Source organism: Acinetobacter sp. YH12040 (genome assembly GCF_013420005.1).
In the GTDB taxonomy this organism is placed as follows: Bacteria; Pseudomonadota; Gammaproteobacteria; order Pseudomonadales; family Moraxellaceae; genus Acinetobacter; species Acinetobacter amyesii.
In genome coordinates this window covers 382,281-400,180 of sequence record NZ_VOZB01000001.1, presented here as the reverse complement: position 1 = coordinate 400,180, position 17,900 = coordinate 382,281, and the positions used below count along the sequence as shown (strand labels likewise).

The 17,900-nt window shown below is 40.3% G+C and carries 16 protein-coding genes; 9 read left to right on the top strand and 7 right to left on the bottom strand.

From position 1 onward, the window contains the following. The first annotated feature begins 10 nt into the window (after positions 1-10). The 3 genes from FTT99_RS01900 (at position 11) to FTT99_RS01890 (ending at position 4,489) form a co-directional block, all read left to right on the top strand. Positions 11-1,246 carry a lipoprotein-releasing ABC transporter permease subunit gene (locus FTT99_RS01900; protein WP_078190389.1) on the top strand — a complete coding sequence of 412 codons (1,236 nt, stop codon included), beginning with the start codon at positions 11-13 and terminating at the stop codon, positions 1,244-1,246. Further along, positions 1,239-1,922, top strand: a complete 684-nt coding sequence (gene lolD / locus FTT99_RS01895; protein WP_078192053.1) for a lipoprotein-releasing ABC transporter ATP-binding protein LolD — start codon at positions 1,239-1,241, stop codon at positions 1,920-1,922. The genes FTT99_RS01900 and lolD overlap by 8 nt, the downstream gene beginning before the upstream one ends. Positions 1,923-2,029: 107 nt before the next feature. Next, entirely contained in the window at positions 2,030-4,489 is a 2,460-nt protein-coding gene (locus FTT99_RS01890) for a DNA internalization-related competence protein ComEC/Rec2 (protein ID WP_180114967.1), read from the top strand. Between the two features lie 32 nt (positions 4,490-4,521). Here the strand turns inward: FTT99_RS01890 and FTT99_RS01885 are convergent, their stop codons facing one another. Further along, positions 4,522-5,490: a lysophospholipid acyltransferase family protein gene (locus tag FTT99_RS01885; protein ID WP_180114969.1), complete on the bottom strand. Its 969-nt coding sequence runs from the start codon at positions 5,488-5,490 to the stop codon at positions 4,522-4,524. Positions 5,491-5,617: 127 nt separating this feature from the next. Between FTT99_RS01885 and sppA the strand changes: the two genes are divergently transcribed. Next, positions 5,618-6,643 (top strand): signal peptide peptidase SppA, encoded by a 1,026-nt coding sequence (gene sppA, locus FTT99_RS01880; RefSeq protein ID WP_180129302.1) that lies wholly within the window; start codon positions 5,618-5,620, stop codon positions 6,641-6,643. Then, the gene (locus tag FTT99_RS01875) at positions 6,640-7,449 is read left to right on the top strand and encodes an alpha/beta fold hydrolase (RefSeq protein ID WP_180161183.1); all 810 of its coding nucleotides are present in this window, start codon (positions 6,640-6,642) and stop codon (positions 7,447-7,449) included. The genes sppA and FTT99_RS01875 overlap by 4 nt, the downstream gene beginning before the upstream one ends. A gap of 83 nt (positions 7,450-7,532) precedes the next feature. On the opposite strand, the gene FTT99_RS01870 is transcribed toward FTT99_RS01875, so the two are convergent. The 3 genes from FTT99_RS01870 to purM form a co-directional block, all read right to left on the bottom strand. Then, complete coding sequence (locus tag FTT99_RS01870; protein ID WP_180161181.1) at positions 7,533-7,970, bottom strand: META domain-containing protein; 438 nt, start codon at positions 7,968-7,970, stop codon at positions 7,533-7,535. 275 nt (positions 7,971-8,245) lie between these two features. Continuing rightward, a complete protein-coding gene (gene purN, locus FTT99_RS01865) occupies positions 8,246-8,875 on the bottom strand; it encodes a phosphoribosylglycinamide formyltransferase (RefSeq protein ID WP_111883942.1) in 630 nt (209 codons plus the stop codon). Positions 8,876-8,884: 9 nt separating this feature from the next. Next, the gene (gene purM, locus FTT99_RS01860; protein ID WP_078190382.1) at positions 8,885-9,955 is read right to left on the bottom strand and encodes a phosphoribosylformylglycinamidine cyclo-ligase; all 1,071 of its coding nucleotides are present in this window, start codon (positions 9,953-9,955) and stop codon (positions 8,885-8,887) included. A 134-nt stretch (positions 9,956-10,089) separates the two neighbouring features. Here purM and cxpE point away from each other — a divergent pair, with 134 nt between their 5' ends. From cxpE to FTT99_RS01840, 4 genes are all read left to right on the top strand, one after another. Beyond that, the gene (cxpE, locus tag FTT99_RS01855; protein ID WP_180021921.1) at positions 10,090-11,307 is read left to right on the top strand and encodes a chloramphenicol efflux transporter CxpE; all 1,218 of its coding nucleotides are present in this window, start codon (positions 10,090-10,092) and stop codon (positions 11,305-11,307) included. A gap of 18 nt (positions 11,308-11,325) precedes the next feature. Further along, positions 11,326-12,030: a DnaA regulatory inactivator Hda gene (gene hda, locus FTT99_RS01850; RefSeq protein WP_078190380.1), complete on the top strand. Its 705-nt coding sequence runs from the start codon at positions 11,326-11,328 to the stop codon at positions 12,028-12,030. A gap of 118 nt (positions 12,031-12,148) precedes the next feature. Continuing rightward, positions 12,149-13,960, top strand: coding sequence for a rhombotarget A (gene rbtA, locus FTT99_RS01845; protein ID WP_180129305.1), 1,812 nt, complete (start codon positions 12,149-12,151; stop codon positions 13,958-13,960). Positions 13,961-13,984: 24 nt separating this feature from the next. Continuing rightward, positions 13,985-16,399 (top strand): CSLREA domain-containing protein, encoded by a 2,415-nt coding sequence (locus FTT99_RS01840; protein ID WP_180129417.1) that lies wholly within the window; start codon positions 13,985-13,987, stop codon positions 16,397-16,399. 85 nt (positions 16,400-16,484) lie between these two features. Here the strand turns inward: FTT99_RS01840 and FTT99_RS01835 are convergent, their stop codons facing one another. Genes FTT99_RS01835 through FTT99_RS01825 form a run of 3 tightly spaced genes read right to left on the bottom strand, consistent with a single transcriptional unit; the run spans position 16,485 to position 17,810 of the window. Continuing rightward, positions 16,485-16,889: a DUF3106 domain-containing protein gene (locus FTT99_RS01835; RefSeq protein WP_078190378.1), complete on the bottom strand. Its 405-nt coding sequence runs from the start codon at positions 16,887-16,889 to the stop codon at positions 16,485-16,487. Then, the gene (locus tag FTT99_RS01830) at positions 16,879-17,199 is read right to left on the bottom strand and encodes a hypothetical protein (protein WP_078190377.1); all 321 of its coding nucleotides are present in this window, start codon (positions 17,197-17,199) and stop codon (positions 16,879-16,881) included. The genes FTT99_RS01835 and FTT99_RS01830 overlap by 11 nt, the downstream gene beginning before the upstream one ends. Next, positions 17,196-17,810: an RNA polymerase sigma factor gene (locus tag FTT99_RS01825; RefSeq protein WP_111883945.1), complete on the bottom strand. Its 615-nt coding sequence runs from the start codon at positions 17,808-17,810 to the stop codon at positions 17,196-17,198. The genes FTT99_RS01830 and FTT99_RS01825 overlap by 4 nt, the downstream gene beginning before the upstream one ends. Positions 17,811-17,900 lie beyond the last annotated feature (90 nt).

Below are 17,900 nucleotides of genomic sequence, written 5' to 3'. Positions count from 1 at the left end.
CTAGATGGTTATGTTTAAACCAATCTCGCTGTATATAGGGTTGAGATACACTCGCGCTCGGCGCAGTAACCACTTTATTTCTTTTATTGCTCTGGTATCCATGATCGGCCTCACGCTTGGTGTGGCAGTCCTTATTACAGTTTTATCTGTGATGAATGGTTTCGATCGTGAGCTGAAAACTCGTGTCTTAGGAATGATACCTCAAGCCACTGTTTCTTCAACACAAATTTTAACAAATTGGCCTGAACTTGCAAAAAAAATTGAGCAGCATGAGCATGTTCAAGGGGTCGCACCATTCACCCAATTACAGGGAATGTTGACGGCACAGGGTCAAGTGTCTGGCATTATGGTCAGTGGGATTGAACCGCAGTATGAAAAAAAGGTATCAATTATCCAAGACCATATGGTGGAAGGCAGTATCGATAATCTGAAAAAAGGTGAGTTTGGTATTGTCCTCGGCAAGCAAATGACAGATGCCTTAGGTTTAGGCTTGAATGACAGTGTGACGTTGGTCCTTCCTGAAGCAACACCTTCGCCGGCTGGGGTCGTTCCGCGTTTTAAACGATTTAAAATTGTGGGTATTTTCAGTATTGGTGCAGAGGTTGATTCGATGATGGGCTATGTGGCCCTGAACGATGCGTCAACTTTATTAAGACTGCCAGATGGTGCTCAAGGCATCCGTATGAAGTTGGATGATATTTTTGCAGCACCACAAGTCTCTCAAGAAATTGTGCGTGATTTACCTGCAAACTTTTATGCTTCAGATTGGACTTATACGCACGGTAATCTCTTCAGTGCGATTCAAATGGAAAAGGCAATGGTAAGTTTATTGCTGTTCCTGATTGTATTGGTTGCAGCATTTAATATCGTGTCTTCATTGGTGATGGTGGTCACTGATAAAAAATCCGATATTGCCATTTTGCGTACACTAGGCGCTTCACCGGCTACAATCACACGGATCTTCATGGTGCAAGGTACAGTGATTGGGGTGATTGGTACGGTGTCAGGGGCGATTTTAGGGATTATCGCTGCATCGAGTATTAGTAATTTAGTCGGTTGGTTGAATACAACATTGGGCTTAAATATGTTTGATGCTTACTTCATCAACTATTTACCGTCTTATTTAAGATGGCAAGATGTTGTGGTGATTGTATCTTTATCATTGGGTCTTAGCTTTATCGCGACTATTTATCCGGCATTACGTGCAGCTAAAGTTCAACCTGCAGAGGCTCTACGCTATGAGTAATTTAGTTTTAGATGCCCAAAACATTACCAAATCTTTTACGGATGGTAAGTCTACAGTCGATGTAATTCGCGGACTTTCATTACAAGTCAAAGCAGGTGAGTTTGTTTCAATTGTTGGTTCAAGTGGCTCTGGTAAAAGTACGTTGTTGCATGTATTGGGTGGCTTGGATCGTCCAACATCGGGTCAAGTGTTGATTAATGGTCAACGCTTTGACACTTTAGGTGAAGCAGAGCGTGGTTATATTCGCAATGAACATTTGGGTTTTGTGTACCAATTCCATCACTTGTTGCCTGAATTTACCGCGTTTGAAAATGTGGCGATGCCATTAATGTTACGGAAGTCGAGTAATTTCAAAGAAGTCAAGCAGCAAGCTGAATACCTGTTGGAACGTGTTGGACTTTCGCATCGTATGACGCACAAACCGGGTGAGCTTTCAGGCGGTGAACGTCAGCGTGTGGCTTTGGCTCGTGCATTGGTAGCAAGACCTAAGTTGATGATGGCTGATGAGCCAACAGGGAACTTAGACCGCAAAACCGCGGTGAAGATTTTTGAGTTGCTATCTGAGTTGCGTAAAGAATTTAACATGGCAATGCTAATTGTGACCCATGATGAATATTTAGCTCAATCTGCTGATGCGATTTTGCATATGCAAGATGGTTTATGGGTAGATGACTAAGCGCTAAATTGATTTTGTAAAAAAATTAGTGGATTAAGATTGTTTGATTGAAGCTCACCGCGGTGGGCTTTATTATTGCCAGCACATAATAAAAATAATGACGACTCATGTTACAAAGTTTTTGTATTGGCTGGATTTTAGGTATTTCTTTTATGGGGTTCATGTTTTGGAATCCACAACTCTCGACAGCTCAGTTGCTTTTTATTGTCCTGATTTGGCTAGTGCTACAGCTCTACATTTCACCAAAACTAAAAAGTATCTTTTCGAAAATCTTACAGCTCAGTGCAAATCTTTGCATAGGTGCAATTCTCGGTTTTAGTTTCGCCAATACTCAACTCGATCAGCGTTTGGCATTGGTTGAACATCAGAGCAGACAAGGCGAGTTTATAGCGTATATTCCACAGATCAGCCAACTCAAAGACCAAGCAATTCAGCAAAAAATTGAAGTGCTCAATGTGAATCAGCAGATTCAATATTTTATGGCGTATTTACCCAATTCAATTTTGCAAAATAATGAACAGACGATTCAGTTGGTCCCTGGACAATACTATCGTATGTATGGTGAGTTACGACCTACCCAAAGCTATGTGACAGAAGGTGCATTTGACCAAGAGCGGTGGAGCGTACAGCAAAACATACATGCCAGTTTAAAGGTGAAGTCGGTGGAATTAATACCACCTCAACATGTGATTGCGATGGGCTATGGGCAGCAGTATCAACGACATCAAGGTGTGCTACACCAGTTCAAAATAAAAGTCGAACAACAACGTTTATATTTAAGAGCGTTTATATACCAACAACCGCTGCAGAATCATGGCTTGCTGTTAGCTCTGCTTACAGGTGATAAAAGTTTACTCACTGAAGGCACCAGTGAATTATTTCAACGCTTTGGGATGAGTCATTTATTGGCGATATCTGGTCCACATGTACTTGTTTTTGCCAGTATGCTTTGTTGGGCGATGCAGTTAGCTATTCGAAAATATTGTCCCAAAATTTATCTCAAGTGGCCCAAACAATATGTATTGGTCATGCCCTTTATCTTCTGTGTCCTTCTATATTGTTCATTTACCGGTTTTGAAATACCGGCGCTGAGAACACTGACGATTTGCCTTGTCGCAAGTAGCATACTTTTGTTACGGCAAACCATTCAGCCTTTTCAACTGCTGGTTTTTAGTGCCGCAATTTTATTGCTTGTGGATCCCTTTAGTATTTTATCCGCGGCATTTTGGTTGTCTTATGGCGCATGCTTTATTTTACTGCGGATTTATCAAACCTTAAGGAAGCATTTACTGGCTCAAGCGGAAGCCAATTTTTGGCAAAAGTCAAAACATTCAATGTGGTTGATGGTGGAATCACAATGGAAAATCTTTGTCGCTTTATTTCCATTGATGGTGATTTTTTTCAAGCAAGTGACTTGGATTAGCCCACTAAGTAATTTATTTGCCATCCCGTGGTTAGGGGCAGTGGTGGTTCCTTTAGATATCATCGGAGGGGCACTTTCTTATATTTCGACTCCTCTGGCGCAATTGGTTTTTTTATTCAATGATCTGTGTTTAGAGATATTGCATGTATTTCTCTATGGCTTAGATCGACTCTTTGCACCAAAAATGCAAGATGTCGCATTGACGTCAACTCAGATCCTACTGTTGATATTGGCTATTGTGATCTTATTTTTACCTGAAGGTATCTTGCCAAAATATTGGTCGGTCATTGCCTTTTTTGCTCTGTTTATTCCATGGAAAAATTCAGCAAATTTTCAACTTTCAATTTTAGATGTGGGGCAAGGGCAGGCGATCTATATCCGTTCTGTAGATCATCATATGATGGTAGACTTCGGTGGAAACTATGATGAAAGTCAATTTAGTGTCGGGCAAAATATCATCCGGCCATTTTTGAGTGTGAATGGTGTCCATCGACTAGATCCGGTGTTATTGACTCATTTAGATCAAGACCATAGTGGTGGCTTTTTCTCATTGGAGCAACAGCTTGATATTGGGCAGCTTTCAAGTAATGAGCGGGTACAAACCATAAACCAAGCTCCACAGCGCTTATGTCAGCGTGGTCAGCAGTGGAATTGGGATCAGCAAGTCTATTTTGAAATACTCTCGCCAAAGCCTGAAGATCTGACAGATGCCAAATGGAATGCCAATGAACGTTCTTGTGTTCTATATGTCACGGTCAAAGACGTCAATGGCCCACGACATTTTCTATTGATGGGGGATGCGGGTTGGGAGACTGAATATCAAATATTAAGTGATTATCCAGACCTAAAAGTCGATGTCTTGGTGCTCGGACACCATGGTAGTCGGCACAGTTCATCCTATGCGTTTTTAAACCATTTTAAGCCCAAGTTGGCGATTGCTTCTGCGGGGCGATTTAATCGTTATGGACATCCTGCAAAGATGACCCAAACACGTCTCAAACAATTAGACATTCCACTTTTGCAAACTGCACAAAGTGGAAGTATCCATTTCAAGCAAAATAAACAGCAAATTGAACTAATTGAAGAGCGGACAAAGTATAAATGGCTCGATCTATATCGCAGGCTATCTAAAGAAGCCGAATAAAGAAACTCGCTCAAGGGCAAGGCGTGAAGATGTTATTCAGCCACTGTCATTGTTTGCTGCTGTTGATATTCCTCACGAATATCGTGGATTCGTTGAGCGGCTTCTTCATCACTAATATTGTATAGATTTCTCAATTTTGGATTGGCTTTAAAGCGTTTATAGCTCCAGTGATAATGCTCTGGGTAACGATGGATTAAATCTTCCACTGCTTTAAAGATAACCATCGAGCCATCATCTGCATTACCTTGATAAATATTGTCATCGATAGGTTCGATATGCATATCAAAACCATGATTATCGTTACGAATGGCATATAGTAAGAGCGCACGTGCTTTGGTTTTTTGAATTAGTTTTGCACTTAAGTTGCTGGTTTTTAGTGGAATACCAAAGTATGGAATCATTTCGCCGCCGGCATTGGGGGTATGGTCTGGCAAGATTACAGTCGTCCCACCTTGTTTTAAGGCTTTGAAAATTTGACGTACACCTGATTCATCCGTAGGAACCAATATTGCTTGCTCACGGCTTCGAGCAGCACGGACAAAATTGTTGGCAGATTCACTTTTTACCGGCTTGTACATGATGGTCATTTGAGTGTACTGCGCAACCCATGCATTCATGATTTCCCAAGTACCAAAATGTGGTACTACGAGTACAACGCCTTTTTGTAGGGCGAGCGCTTCATGTAAATATTCAGCGCCATGTACGTGATGAATTCGTTGAATATTTTTTTCTGTACTTGCACCCCAAATGTTAAAAAATTCAAAATAAGAACAAAGTTCGTTTCGAATCGCTTGTTTAGTGAGTTGAATGCGAGCTGACTCTGATAATTCAGGCAATGCAATTTTGAGATTGCGTTGAATCGTAGAGTAGGTTTTAGAGATTTTTAAAACATTGACTAACCCAGCCAAACCTTTTGCAATTAATCTTGAAATTTGAATAGGTTGACGGCTGATAAATTTTAACAGGTGATATGTGGTGTCCTGTGAATTTTGGTCGGTCATCTTATTTAAGTCTGAAAGAAATGAAAGAAAATTTAAAATAATTATAGGGGAAAATGAATTGATTAGACAGTTATAGCGATTAGCGTGTATATAATGACTACAAATTAACGATCAAATGGGTTTTTTTATGTCCGAATGGCCACCAAAACCTGAAGAAAAACAGCAAAGTTCTTCAAACAATATTCAGCAGCCAACTGGAAATGAATGGAAAATATTAGAAAAAGCCGTGCTTTCTTCCGTTGAAGAACAACGTAGAGCACGTAGATGGGGTATATTTTTTAAATTTTTAACCTTTGCTTATTTGTTATTTATTATCATTGCGATGGCAAAAAGTTGCAGTACAGCGAGTTCTGATCCTGCAGCAACAGCGGGTTCACATATTGCCGTGGTTGATATCATTGGGACCATTGCAGCGGACAAGCAAAGTGTAAACAGCGCAAATACCATCAAAGCTTTGAAAAAAGCCTATGAAAACAAACAAAGCAAAGCGATTGTTTTAAATATTAATTCACCAGGTGGTTCACCTGTTCAGTCTGATGAAATTTGGCAAGAAATTCAGTACTTGAAAAAAGCCCATACCGATAAAAAACTGTATGCCATTATTGGTGATACAGGCGCTTCAGGTGCGTACTATATTGCGTCTGCGGCAGATGAAATTATTGTCAATCCTTCAAGTTTAGTGGGTTCAATTGGCGTGATCATGCCGAATTATGGTGTTAGTGGTTTGATGCAAAAATTCGGTGTAGAAGATCGCACCATGACTTCGGGTGAGAACAAAGCCATTTTATCCATGACTCAACCTGTAGATGCAGCACAAAAAGCACATGTTCAAGGTGTACTTGATAATGTTCATGCGCATTTCATTAATGCAGTGAAGGAAGGTCGCGGTAAGAAATTAAAATCAAATGATCCAGCTATTTTCTCAGGTTTATTTTGGACGGGTGATCAGGCTGTGAAGCTAGGTATTGCTGACCGTACAGGTAGTTTAAATAGCCTGAAACGTGAATTGAAAACTGAAAAAGCCGTGAACTACACCATTGAAAATAGTCCGTTTGATTCTGTACTAGGTCGTATGGGAAGTTCGTTTGGTCAAGGTTTGGCAAGCGCATTGTCACAACAGGTTCAATCTGAAAACAGCACGAAGTTACAATGAAACCGTTAATTCATTTTGCGCACGCCAATGGCGTGCCATCACGGGTTTATCAAAAATTGTTTGATTTACTGAGTGATGAATATGATGTGATCTATGTACCTTTACTTGGGCCAGATAAGCGTTACCCAATCGATAACCATTGGAAGAGCTTAACACAGCAAGTCATTGACAGTATTGTACGTCAGGCCAATGGTCGTAAGGTTATTGGATTAGGTCACTCATTAGGTTCGGTTTTAACATTTCAGGCTGCTTTACAACGCCCAGAATTGTTTGAACAAGTGTTAATGATTGATCCGCCTATGATCATGGGGAAAGAGTCTTTTGCTTTGCACATCGCAAAACTCCTCAAACTTAAAGTCCTCGATAAAATGTCCCCAGCAGGATTGTCGAAGCGTCGTCGTGATCATTGGGACAGCCGTGAACAAGCAGCAGAGCTTTTAAGGCCGAAAGGTTTTTACAAAGATTTCGATCCAGACTGTTATCAAGCTTATATTGATCATGCCTTGATGGACAATAAACTGCGTGGTGGGGTGGAATTGACGATTTCACGTGATGATGAGGTTCATATTTTTCGAACTAATCCTTCACTGTGGTGGTTACCTCATGCTCAACCACAAGTACCTGTACAGCAGTTAATTGCAGAGCAGGGACCATTTTTAGCTCGGCACTTTCCACAAATGGTAGAGAAAAAATTTGCGATTCCATTTAAAGTTGCTGCGGGGAGTCATATGTTCCCCTTAGAACATCCTGTAGAAACTGTGGAATTGATCAAAGATTTACTTAAATCGTCTAAGCGTCATCATTGAACCTTAAAAAAGACAACACAAAAAAAAGCACTCTATAGAGTGCTTTTTTTATAAATGAAACATTCTACTTTCTACTTTGAGATTTATTTCGCATTTTCAAATTGTAAAACAACTTTGTTGTTGGCATCTAAAAATTTCAAATGATCTTTAGAGGCATCAAAATGAGTAACTTGGCTCAATGCCTGCGAAAAATGTTGAGGAATATTTGTCGCAGTCAAACACGCTCTTTGTGTTGTAGCAAGGTTTGAAAATTGGATTTTTGTGTTTTGCACAGCGTAACCGCCCATGAATCGATTACAACCATCTGAACCACTTACACGAGTGTCGTCGAAAGTGATGGTGGGTACGTTCGAATTGTTAGGGTCAGCTTCAAGCTTAACGCCTTGAATTTCACTCGCAACCCAATTTTTGTTTTGTAATTTATCTAAATTACGATCAGTAGCTGGATTTGATGTCGTAGCACAACCAATCATACCCAGTGTTATACATGCACAAGTCGCCAGTGTGATGGATTTTAACATGTGATTTTCTCCACTTTTGTTTGAAGGATGTAATATTTCTAGATTTATAAGGTTTTCTAATTGCAATATAAGCTTATTATTTTAATGATGCTAAAAGCTTTAATTTAACTAAAAACTACATATTGATCATAAAGTTGAACATTCTGCAAAAATGGATTTTAGATTTTAGATTTTAGATTTTAGATTTTAGATTTTAGTAATAAATAGAGTTTTATTTGGCCCTTAAAAAACAAAACGCACCCTAAGATGCGTTGATTGTTAAGTTATACAGTTGCTTAGAACTTACAGAATTGAACAGGTTGTTGCAAAGGCTCGCCACGATATAAAACACCGTTTTCAGTGTGTTGAATGGTGCCATTACAAATCCATTCTGCCACTTGAGGGTAAATCACATGCTCAAGCACGTGAACCCGATCTGCCAGACTTTCAGCATGATCATGCACATTGACTTTAAGCACGCCTTGAGCAAGCGCTTGACCAGCATCCAGCTCTGCAGTCACATAGTGAACTGTACAGCCATGGAAGACATCACCGGTGTTTAAAACACGTTGATGAGTATGCATTCCTTTATAATTTGGCAGCAGAGAAGGGTGGATGTTAATCATTTTTCCTTCCCATGCTTTGACAAATTTTGCGCTTAAAATGCGCATAAAGCCTGCCAAAATGACCAAATCAACATCCCAGTCGAGCAGTTGTTGATGCATCACATCATCAAAAGCTTCACGACTTGGATATTGCTTATGTTCAATGACTGCAGTTGCAATCTTTGCTTTTCTTGCACGTTGCAGTGCAAAAGCGTCAGGTCTATTGGAAATTACCCCAACGATTTGACCTGATAGATTGGCATCGATCAGGGCTTGCAGGTTAGATCCGCTGCCTGAAACAAGTACAGCAATTTTAATCATGAACGTTGCTTATGCGAAAACTACACGGATTTTTTCGTCAGCGCCTTCAACAGATTCAGCATTATCTGCAATGTGACCCATTGTGAATGCTTTTTCGCCAAGGCTATTGAGTAATTCAACAGTTTTGTCAGCATCGGCTGCATCAACCACGAGAACCATACCTACGCCACAGTTAAATGTGCGGTACATTTCAAATTGTTCAACACCACCTTCTTTTTGAAGTAGTTTGAATAATTCTGGCCATTCCCAAGATGCTTCATTGACTACCGCTTGAGCACCATTTGGCAGTACGCGAGGTAAGTTACCCGGTAAACCGCCGCCTGTGATGTGCGCCATAGCGTGTACATCCACTTCTTTCAATAACTGAAGAATTGGTTTTACATAAATACGTGTTGGTTCCATTGCTGTATCTGCAAGTGGACGACCATCAACGATTTGAGTAAGGTCAACGTTTTTCACATCTAAAATTTTACGAAGAAGTGAGTAACCGTTTGAGTGTGCGCCAGAAGATGCAACACCAACTAAAACGTCACCCGCTTTAACTTTAGAGCCATCAATAATTTTACTTTGCTCAACTACACCTACGCAGAAACCTGCAAGGTCATAGTCTTCGCCTTCATACATACCTGGCATTTCAGCAGTTTCACCGCCAACCAATGCACAGCCTGCAAGTTCACAACCCGCACCGATACCAGTCACAACATTTGCTGCAACGTCAACGTTGAGGTGGCCAGTTGCATAGTAGTCAAGGAAGAACAGTGGTTCAGCACCACATACAAGAAGATCGTTTACGCACATTGCAACCAAGTCTTGACCAATTGTGTCATGACGGTTCAAATTCAATGCTAAACGCAATTTTGTACCAACACCATCTGTGCCAGATACGAGAACAGGTTCTTCATAACCTTTAGGAATTTTACAAAGAGCGCCGAAGCCGCCTAGGCCGCCCATTACTTCAGGACGTGCAGTACGTTTCGCGACAGATTTGATACGATCGACTAACGCGTCGCCCGCTTCAATGTCGACACCTGCATCTTTGTAGCTTAAACCAGTGTTTGGGGTAGAAGTTGAGTTGCTCATAATGAAGTCTCCGCATTCGCGCGGGGATTATAACCTGAATATGCAAAACTCTTATGCTATTTCGCACTAAAATGTTATCTTTATTAAAATATTTTCCTTTCTATAACGATTACATTGAAAAAAGGTGACTTTATATGGGTGATCGCACCTTGCGCCGAATATTTATTCTTGCTGGGATAGCATTGATCATATGGGTTTTATACTTATTAAAGCCTGTAGTTGTTCCTTTTATCGGCGCATTTCTAATTGCATATTTATTTAGCCCTTTAGTCGATAAATTACATAATATTGGCTTGCCGCGCTGGTTATCTATCAGTTTGGTCTTTATTGGAATTGGTGTCGCTATATTCCTTTCAATGTGGTTCCTCGTACCACTGGTATGGGAACAGTTGATGTATGCGAAAAACAATATTCCAAGCAATATTCATTGGGTCAACTATACATTTCTGCCGTGGTTATCAGAGACATTTAATCTTGTACCGATGGAAATTGATACAGAGCAAATGTCAGCAGCGATCATGGAGTATATTCAAACCAACTATAGTGCAGACAGTATCCAAGCCATGTTGTTAAAAGTGGCACAATCGGGTCTGAATTTCATACAGATTGGTGGCACGATTGTCTTAATTCCAATCATAGCTTTCTATTTCTTATTAGATTGGGAACGAATGTTAGAAAACATGCGTCGCCTTATTCCACGCAAATACGAAAAAAGCACATTAACCATCGTAGGCGAATGTCATGAAGTTCTAGGCGCGTTTGTAAAAGGCCAGTTCTTGGTAATGTTCTTATTGGGCGTTGTATATGCGGTTGGACTTCAATTGGTGGGTATTGAGGTCGGCATCATCATCGGGATGATTGCGGGTCTAGCCAGTATTATTCCGTATTTGGGTTTTGCGGTTGGTATTATTTCGGCAATTGTGGCTTGCCTGTTCCAATTCGGTTTGGATTGGGTGCATTTGGCCTTAGTACTGGTGGTATTCATGGTAGGGCAGGCAATAGAAGGTTATATTTTACAGCCTTTCTTATTAGGCGACAAAATTGGTTTGTCTCCTGTGGCAGTGGTATTTGCAGTCCTTGCAGGCGCGCAATTGGCAGGACTCCTCGGAATGCTCATTGCACTACCCGTTGCAGCGATTATTGTGGTCTTATTACGTCATGCACGCGAAAATTACGAGAAAAGTAATTTATATCGAAATGATGTACTTGTCGTAAATGATGCTGCAAGTGGCACTTTAAACGTAGAAACCAATCAAGTTGCTGTTGATATTGAGCTCAAAAATCAGTCTGCAAATTCGCTGCAAGATCCTGAAATTTCGAGTAACATTGAAAGATCAGAACATAAAGATTGATAAGGCCAAAATATAGATATGCGTCAATTGCAGCTAGATATAGAACCACAACTCGATGCCCGAATTAGTGATTTTTCTGGGCCGAGTTGGGGGCATGTAATCGATGGTGTTCGTCAGTTACATGCTGGTTTAATGAATCGTTTCTATATCTATGGTGGAGCTGGCACAGGAAAAAGCCATTTACTGTCTGCAATATGTGACTCCTATTTAGAAATTGGCAAATCAGCAATTCAAGTTTCATTGCTTGAATTGCTCGATGCGCCAACTGAAGCGATTACTTCGCTTGATCGCTATGATTTGGTGGCTTTAGATGATATTGAAGCCATCAGTGGAGTTCCACATTGGCAAAAAGCTGTTTTTCACCTGATTAACTATAATAACGAAGAAGGTGGTCAATTGGTCTTTTCATCTCGACTAGCGCCAATTGAACTCAAACTTGAACTGCCAGACCTACAGTCTCGATTAACTCAGGCTGTCAGTGTAAAAGTACCAAATGGTAGTTTATACGCAGACCGTCAAGCGCTCGTGAACTCTGTTTTAGCGCGACGTGGCATCCATATGGATCAACAAATTGTGGATTATTTGTTGGCACATGGGCCGCATCAGGCGTCTATTTTACTTCGCTCTTTAGAACAACTGATTCAGATGTTAAAAGGTGAAAAAGTCAAATTGAGTCATGCCAATTTAAGACAAATTTTTGCCCTAATTGATGAATATCGGTAAGCAATAAAAATTCTTGAGTAATTACTCAAGCTGTGACAAAGTACATAAAAATATTTTAATGTTGCAAGGATTGTGCAACTTAAGAATAAAAAGATAAAAAATATTTAAGGAGATGGATATGCTCAAACAGAGCATAGGCATTGGCATGCTTCTCATGGCAGGTCATGCATTTAGCGCAGAAATTACCGTTACAACCACTGAAGATGTTGTAAAGGATGACAAGGAATGTTCACTTCGTGAAGCCATAGAATATATCAATAATGGTATGCCAGAAGCCGGATATAATGGTTGCGGGGGGAAAGACGCCTATGCCTCAATTTCTCTGAAGAAAAATGAAGTTTATAAACTCACTAAAAAAATTGATATTAAAGCGGAATTGAACCTGAAAACGGTGTATGACAGTAACGTCAATGAAGATGTCGTACTCGGTCTCAATAATGCCGTCATTGAAATGACCGGTAAGGATCAAATTTTTAATATTAATGACGGCGAAAAAGAACTAATTGCGATCAATTTTAAAGAGATTTCATTTAAAGGATGTAAGCAAGATCAGTGCGCTGATAAAGGCGGCATCCTTTTTAATAATGAAAAACTCACACTTGAAAATGTAAAGTTTGAAGATGGTAATGCACGACTTGGTGGTGCAATCTACAATGTTGGATTCTCAGAAGATGGCGCAGCTGTAGCAAGCCGTCTGTATATGCGAACCACGATTTTTCAAAACAACAAAGCGGTAGATGGTGGTGCAATTTACTCAGAAGCACCTGCTTATGAAATCTATACATCTTTGTTCAAAAATAATGAAAGCACTTCTGGTCGAGCGATTGTTTACAATCAAAATGGACTCGCGGACATCAGCAAGTTAGTGTTCAGTAACCCTCAAAATATCATTGCCAATAGTACCTTTTTCAAAAACAAAGGTTTTGCTGTCAACTTACGTGATGGTTTAGCACTCAATAATATTACAGTACTGAAGAACAGTGGTGGTATTGAACTAAATAGTACCTCTGAGCATGCTTATTTAGCCAATAGTGTGGTGATTGGTAATGCGCTCAGTGGCACCGCTCAAGATTGTAAAGTTGTGAACTCAGGAACAGACAAATCTGTTTTTTATAACAACTTAGTGGCTGCGAGTTGTCCTGTTGGGCCTGTTGCAAATTTAAATGATGTGTGGTCTGGGACAAGTTTAATCGCGGGTGAAGATGAAGGTAGCTGTAAAACCTTAACAGAAGATCGTAATGCACTTTTCTGTCCATTTACCAAAGCAAACAACGCATTTATTGGTTATTTACGTCCTCGTATTTTATTAGATTACGAAACGATTTTCTCAAGCCCGATATTAAATAAGGGGAAGACCACAGCAGATGGCAATGAGCATCATGTGTATTGTGAGTCTTCTGATCAGCGTGGAAAAAATCGTAATTTGGATGATGTTTGGTGTGATCGTGGGGCTATCGAAATTGTGGTTCCTGTGAGCATGCCTCGCTTAGGTAAAGACATACGTACAGGTGAAGTGGCGAAGTTTAATATCTTAGATGCTTTAGGTGACAGTGATTTAATTCCAAAAGAAGAATGTACAAAAGTGATGGGTATGGCAAATCCAACAGGTGAGCCATGGCAAGATGGTTGTCCAATAGTTGTACAAAGCACCGAATCAAAAGGTAAATTTACACTGAATTTGAATGGTGATTTTGAATACACGCCAAATGGAAATTGGCATGGCGCAGATATTTTTGAATTGCGTGTGGTGACGTCTTCAACCCGTTTTAATACTTCGGCAAAAAATTATTTAGCTGCAGAAGTGCGTATTTTCCAAGAACCAAACAATGAAATGGAAAGTAAAACAGTTAAAACATCAGGTGGTGCTCTAGGCTGGGCAGGTATTTTTGCACTACTTGGCTTAGTTGGATTTCGTCGCTTTAAAAAATAGTCTGGATAGAATTAAGGACAGCACATGAAAAATTATAAAAAAGGATTGCTGGCGGTCATGGTCCTTGCGGCTATGTCATCTATGGCAGCGACAAGTAACATCATCAAAGTTACGACCTTTGAGGATGAAAATGGTGAAAATCTCAATCAATGTTCTTTACGTGAAGCGATTGAAACTGCACGTAAAAACAAATCTTTTGGTGGATGTAATGTCGGTAACCCAAATAATGGGCAGACCGATTATATTCAACTTGAAGCAGGTGAATATCTTCTGACCAAAGGTGAGTTAGTTCCGCTCAATCAGATCGTGATTGAGGGGAAAAGTCGCTTTAACTATGATTCAAAAAATTTACTGACGCAGAAATTTCCTGCCTATGAAGATATTAGAACGACGATTAATGCCCAAGGCAAATCGCGTATTTTTAATACTTCACGCTCAGAAGCCAACTTTATCGTCAATAATGTACGCCTTACTGGCGGGATGGCAGAAGACCGTGGTGGTGCCTTGTATTTAGGGGGAGCATTTACCTTAAATAATGGTGCAATTGAAAACTCTCAAGCCAAAGTTGCTGGCGGTGCAATCTACTCCGTTGCGCATAATATGTCGAAAAAAACATTATTGGTGAGCAGTTTAGTTCAGGGCAACATCGCACCTAAAGGTAGTGTTGTCGCTATGGATTGTATCGGGAACTTGGGGGATACCCAGCCTGAAATTGTGTTCCAACAAAGCAGTATTATTCAAAATGGTTCATCGACGAGCAATAGTGTGATGGACTTCTGTGGAAATGCCAAAGTTGAACTGACAGCAAATACGATTGCAAAAAACCAAGCAAATCTAAGTACGGGTAGTATTATCCGTGCCATTTCTCAGGGAACGGAACGTTTAAGTGCTTTTTCTAGCTTCGTTTTAACCAGTAATACAATAGTCGAGAACAATGCGGCTAGTACCTATTATTATGATAACAATGGTACAAAGGCTTGGTATTTCAATGTATTGGCCTACAATACTGGTGGGAAATCTTGTCGTTATCTGAATAATGCAGTACCTGATAATGGTCAAAAATTTGTGGCAAGTAATAATGCATTTGAACTTGCAGCCGCACAGTGTGATTTACCAGAAAGTGTGCTGAATAGTACGGAAAGCTTTCTGCAAAACCATGATGTAAGTAGCTATGCTATGGGGACTTTGTTAAGCGCCCTACAAACAAAATCTGCTTATAATTTGTATTTACCTTTGTATTATCCGAAAGCAATCGGCAGCGGTTTTGACTTGATCAATCTTGGCTTAGAAGGTTGTAGTGATGCGGATCAACGGGGTATTTTGCGGATCACAGATGGTACTTTACAGTTATCACCTACGCAAAGAAACACATGTGATATTGGTTCGGTTGAGTTAATGAATTTAACCGCAGCAGATATGGCAGATATTACCAATGAGTCTTTAACAGCTCTGCAAGATAAGTATCAAAATACAATTGATGCTTTGAAAAAGGATATCGATGATCCTGATTATGCAGAATACAAAGTTGCCAATCAGGATGATTTAACAAAGTACGAAGCGGTATTAAGTGCATTAAAAAATAACCTTAAATATCGTGCGGTTTATTTTGATCCGTTCCCGGCATCATTACCTCAAGAAGAGTCTGTGAATGGTAGTGCTGAAACACGACAAATTGCCTTAAATGCTGACAACTATACCGTGACGACTTCACCAATCGGCATCGGTAGTGAAATTACGGTGTCTAGTACAGGCGAAGCAAGTATCGTAGGTAATCCACCGCATGACCTGCACTGTGATTGGGATGCGGGAATAAAACAAATCGTTATTTATCGCACCAGTGGGGCAACAACAGCACCTACCGAATACGGTTTTTGTAAATATACGCTAAAACAAAAGACAGGGAGTCAGGCGGAATCCTCTGGTGTAGTACGTGTGGCCTTTAAAAATATGACCCCAGTGGCCAAAGCTGCCCAATATACGATTAGTCCGTCAAATAATTTGTCTGTTACAGTCAATAATTTATTAGAAAATGCTAATGATGATGGTGATGGTCCAGTTGCATCTATGCCAGCGGGTAAATCGGTATGGCATAAAAATGAAGAAGGCCAAATTATTCCAATTCGTTTTACGAAAATCCCAGCAGGTTTAAACTTTGAAGCTGAGTATAGTGGTAGCTGTCCAGCAAGTTATTTAAAGGAAACCTGCTACGGTGGCAAAATCACCTTCTCTGTAAAAAATGGCTTTAGTCAGTTTGACTATCCTGTTGAATATAGCGTTATTGATAGTGATGGTATTGCCTCAAGTAATGCAATTCTGACCCTTAAGAATACAGCGAAAAATACCAACTCTTCTTCTAGCGGCGGTGGCTCAATGGGAGTTTTTGGACTGTTGGCATTGATTGGGTTAGGTGTGTATCGTCAGCGTCGGTTGAGCAAGTAAGACAATAAAAAAGCCTCGATAAGAGGCTTTTTTTAAGGCTTAACTAATCTAATTGATTTGATTTTCACAACACTGTTGTTTTTGATTAGTGAACGACAGCGATAGGTTGTAAGTATTTATTGATATACTCATCGCGAATAGCAGGTCGTTCATCAGGACTAGCTTTTTGCATACGTGTCGCGAGTTCTTTACGTTCTAAAGTACTCATTTTTTGCCATGTTTCGCGCATACGCTGCTTTTCACTGTCCGGAAGTTGGGTGAACCAATCCATGCGCTGTTGCAAGCTGACACGTTGATCTGCAGGAATCTCTTTGAGTGCCTGATACTTTTTAATTAAAGCCTGTTGTTCTGCTTCAGATAGCGAATCCCAAGTTTCATTAACTTGAGTATCAGCATCTTTTGAAAAAATCCAAAAGCGATCAAAGCCAGCAAAACTGGTTTGCAAAAAACTAAAAGCACAGAATGCAATTGCTAATTTTTTAGCTGCCATGTGGAACTTTGTCCTCACCCAGAACCATCAACATTTCAAGATCCTCCACCATTTGAGGGGAGAGCTTAGGGGTTGAAATCACCTGATTTTGTGGTTTGTCATCCAGTACAGTCGCATTCGGTAAAATGACGAAACCTGCAATTGCTGCTGCAAGTGCAAAGCCAGACATTTTCCAGAAACCATAACGTGAAGTTTCGCGCTGATGAATATCTTCAAGCACGTTATTCATGACAGTTGCTTTGTCTTTATGGTGCTGTGCGAGTCCATCAAGTTTGGAAGTTACTTGCTTTAAGAAATCATCTTGTTTCATTCGGATGATCCTCCCATATGTGGATTCAAATGTGCCAAAGCGGTACGTAAACCCTGAATGGCACGGTGGTAATGTGTTTTCACACTGCCTTCGGAACAATTCATAATTTCTGCAGTTGTATGCGTATCAAAGCCTTCCCAAGCTCGCAACATAAATGCTTGTTGCTGGCGAACTGGAAGTTCTGCGATAGCATCTTGTATTTCCTCTGCAGTGACAGCCTGATCCAGAAAGTCGAAAGGGTTTGGTGTAGATTCATCTACCACATCCTGTATCTCGACATCGTCGTCATCTAGGCTGACTTTTCTAAATAAGGAAAACGGCTGCGAACGACGTGCTTCTTTTCGACGCCAGTCTTGCAGCTTGTTATTTAAAATGGTGTAAAACAGGGGATACCATTCCTCTGTGGACTTTTCAGCATAAGCTTTATGTAAGGAAATAAAGGCTTCTTGCACCAAGTCCATGGCAATGCCATGTTGACCGTGCGTTGCACTTTCCATCATTACTAAAGCACGCCCCGTCACTTCATTCATGAAGTTTTTCAGGCGAGACTCAGCCGTGCTTTTTAAAACACTGCTGTCTTGCGTCTCGGACTTTTTGGGTGCTAAATCCATAGAGATGGAAAATCCTGTCATCGGATACCCACCATTATTTCCATATTCATATACAAATAACGATGGAAATAATGGTTAGGTTGACAAAAA

What these genes read in the sequence shown, in the direction of transcription:
- FTT99_RS01900 (WP_078190389.1), top strand. Translation starts at nt 11, where the DNA reads ATGTTTAAACCAATCTCGCTGTATATAGGGTTGAGATACACTCGCGCT.
- lolD (WP_078192053.1), top strand. Translation starts at nt 1,239, where the DNA reads ATGAGTAATTTAGTTTTAGATGCCCAAAACATTACCAAATCTTTTACG.
- FTT99_RS01890 (WP_180114967.1), top strand. Translation starts at nt 2,030, where the DNA reads ATGTTACAAAGTTTTTGTATTGGCTGGATTTTAGGTATTTCTTTTATG.
- FTT99_RS01885 (WP_180114969.1), bottom strand. Translation starts at nt 5,490, where the DNA reads ATGACCGACCAAAATTCACAGGACACCACATATCACCTGTTAAAATTT.
- sppA (WP_180129302.1), top strand. Translation starts at nt 5,618, where the DNA reads ATGTCCGAATGGCCACCAAAACCTGAAGAAAAACAGCAAAGTTCTTCA.
- FTT99_RS01875 (WP_180161183.1), top strand. Translation starts at nt 6,640, where the DNA reads ATGAAACCGTTAATTCATTTTGCGCACGCCAATGGCGTGCCATCACGG.
- FTT99_RS01870 (WP_180161181.1), bottom strand. Translation starts at nt 7,970, where the DNA reads ATGTTAAAATCCATCACACTGGCGACTTGTGCATGTATAACACTGGGT.
- purN (WP_111883942.1), bottom strand. Translation starts at nt 8,875, where the DNA reads ATGATTAAAATTGCTGTACTTGTTTCAGGCAGCGGATCTAACCTGCAA.
- purM (WP_078190382.1), bottom strand. Translation starts at nt 9,955, where the DNA reads ATGAGCAACTCAACTTCTACCCCAAACACTGGTTTAAGCTACAAAGAT.
- cxpE (WP_180021921.1), top strand. Translation starts at nt 10,090, where the DNA reads ATGGGTGATCGCACCTTGCGCCGAATATTTATTCTTGCTGGGATAGCA.
- hda (WP_078190380.1), top strand. Translation starts at nt 11,326, where the DNA reads ATGCGTCAATTGCAGCTAGATATAGAACCACAACTCGATGCCCGAATT.
- rbtA (WP_180129305.1), top strand. Translation starts at nt 12,149, where the DNA reads ATGCTCAAACAGAGCATAGGCATTGGCATGCTTCTCATGGCAGGTCAT.
- FTT99_RS01840 (WP_180129417.1), top strand. Translation starts at nt 13,985, where the DNA reads ATGAAAAATTATAAAAAAGGATTGCTGGCGGTCATGGTCCTTGCGGCT.
- FTT99_RS01835 (WP_078190378.1), bottom strand. Translation starts at nt 16,889, where the DNA reads ATGGCAGCTAAAAAATTAGCAATTGCATTCTGTGCTTTTAGTTTTTTG.
- FTT99_RS01830 (WP_078190377.1), bottom strand. Translation starts at nt 17,199, where the DNA reads ATGAAACAAGATGATTTCTTAAAGCAAGTAACTTCCAAACTTGATGGA.
- FTT99_RS01825 (WP_111883945.1), bottom strand. Translation starts at nt 17,810, where the DNA reads ATGGATTTAGCACCCAAAAAGTCCGAGACGCAAGACAGCAGTGTTTTA.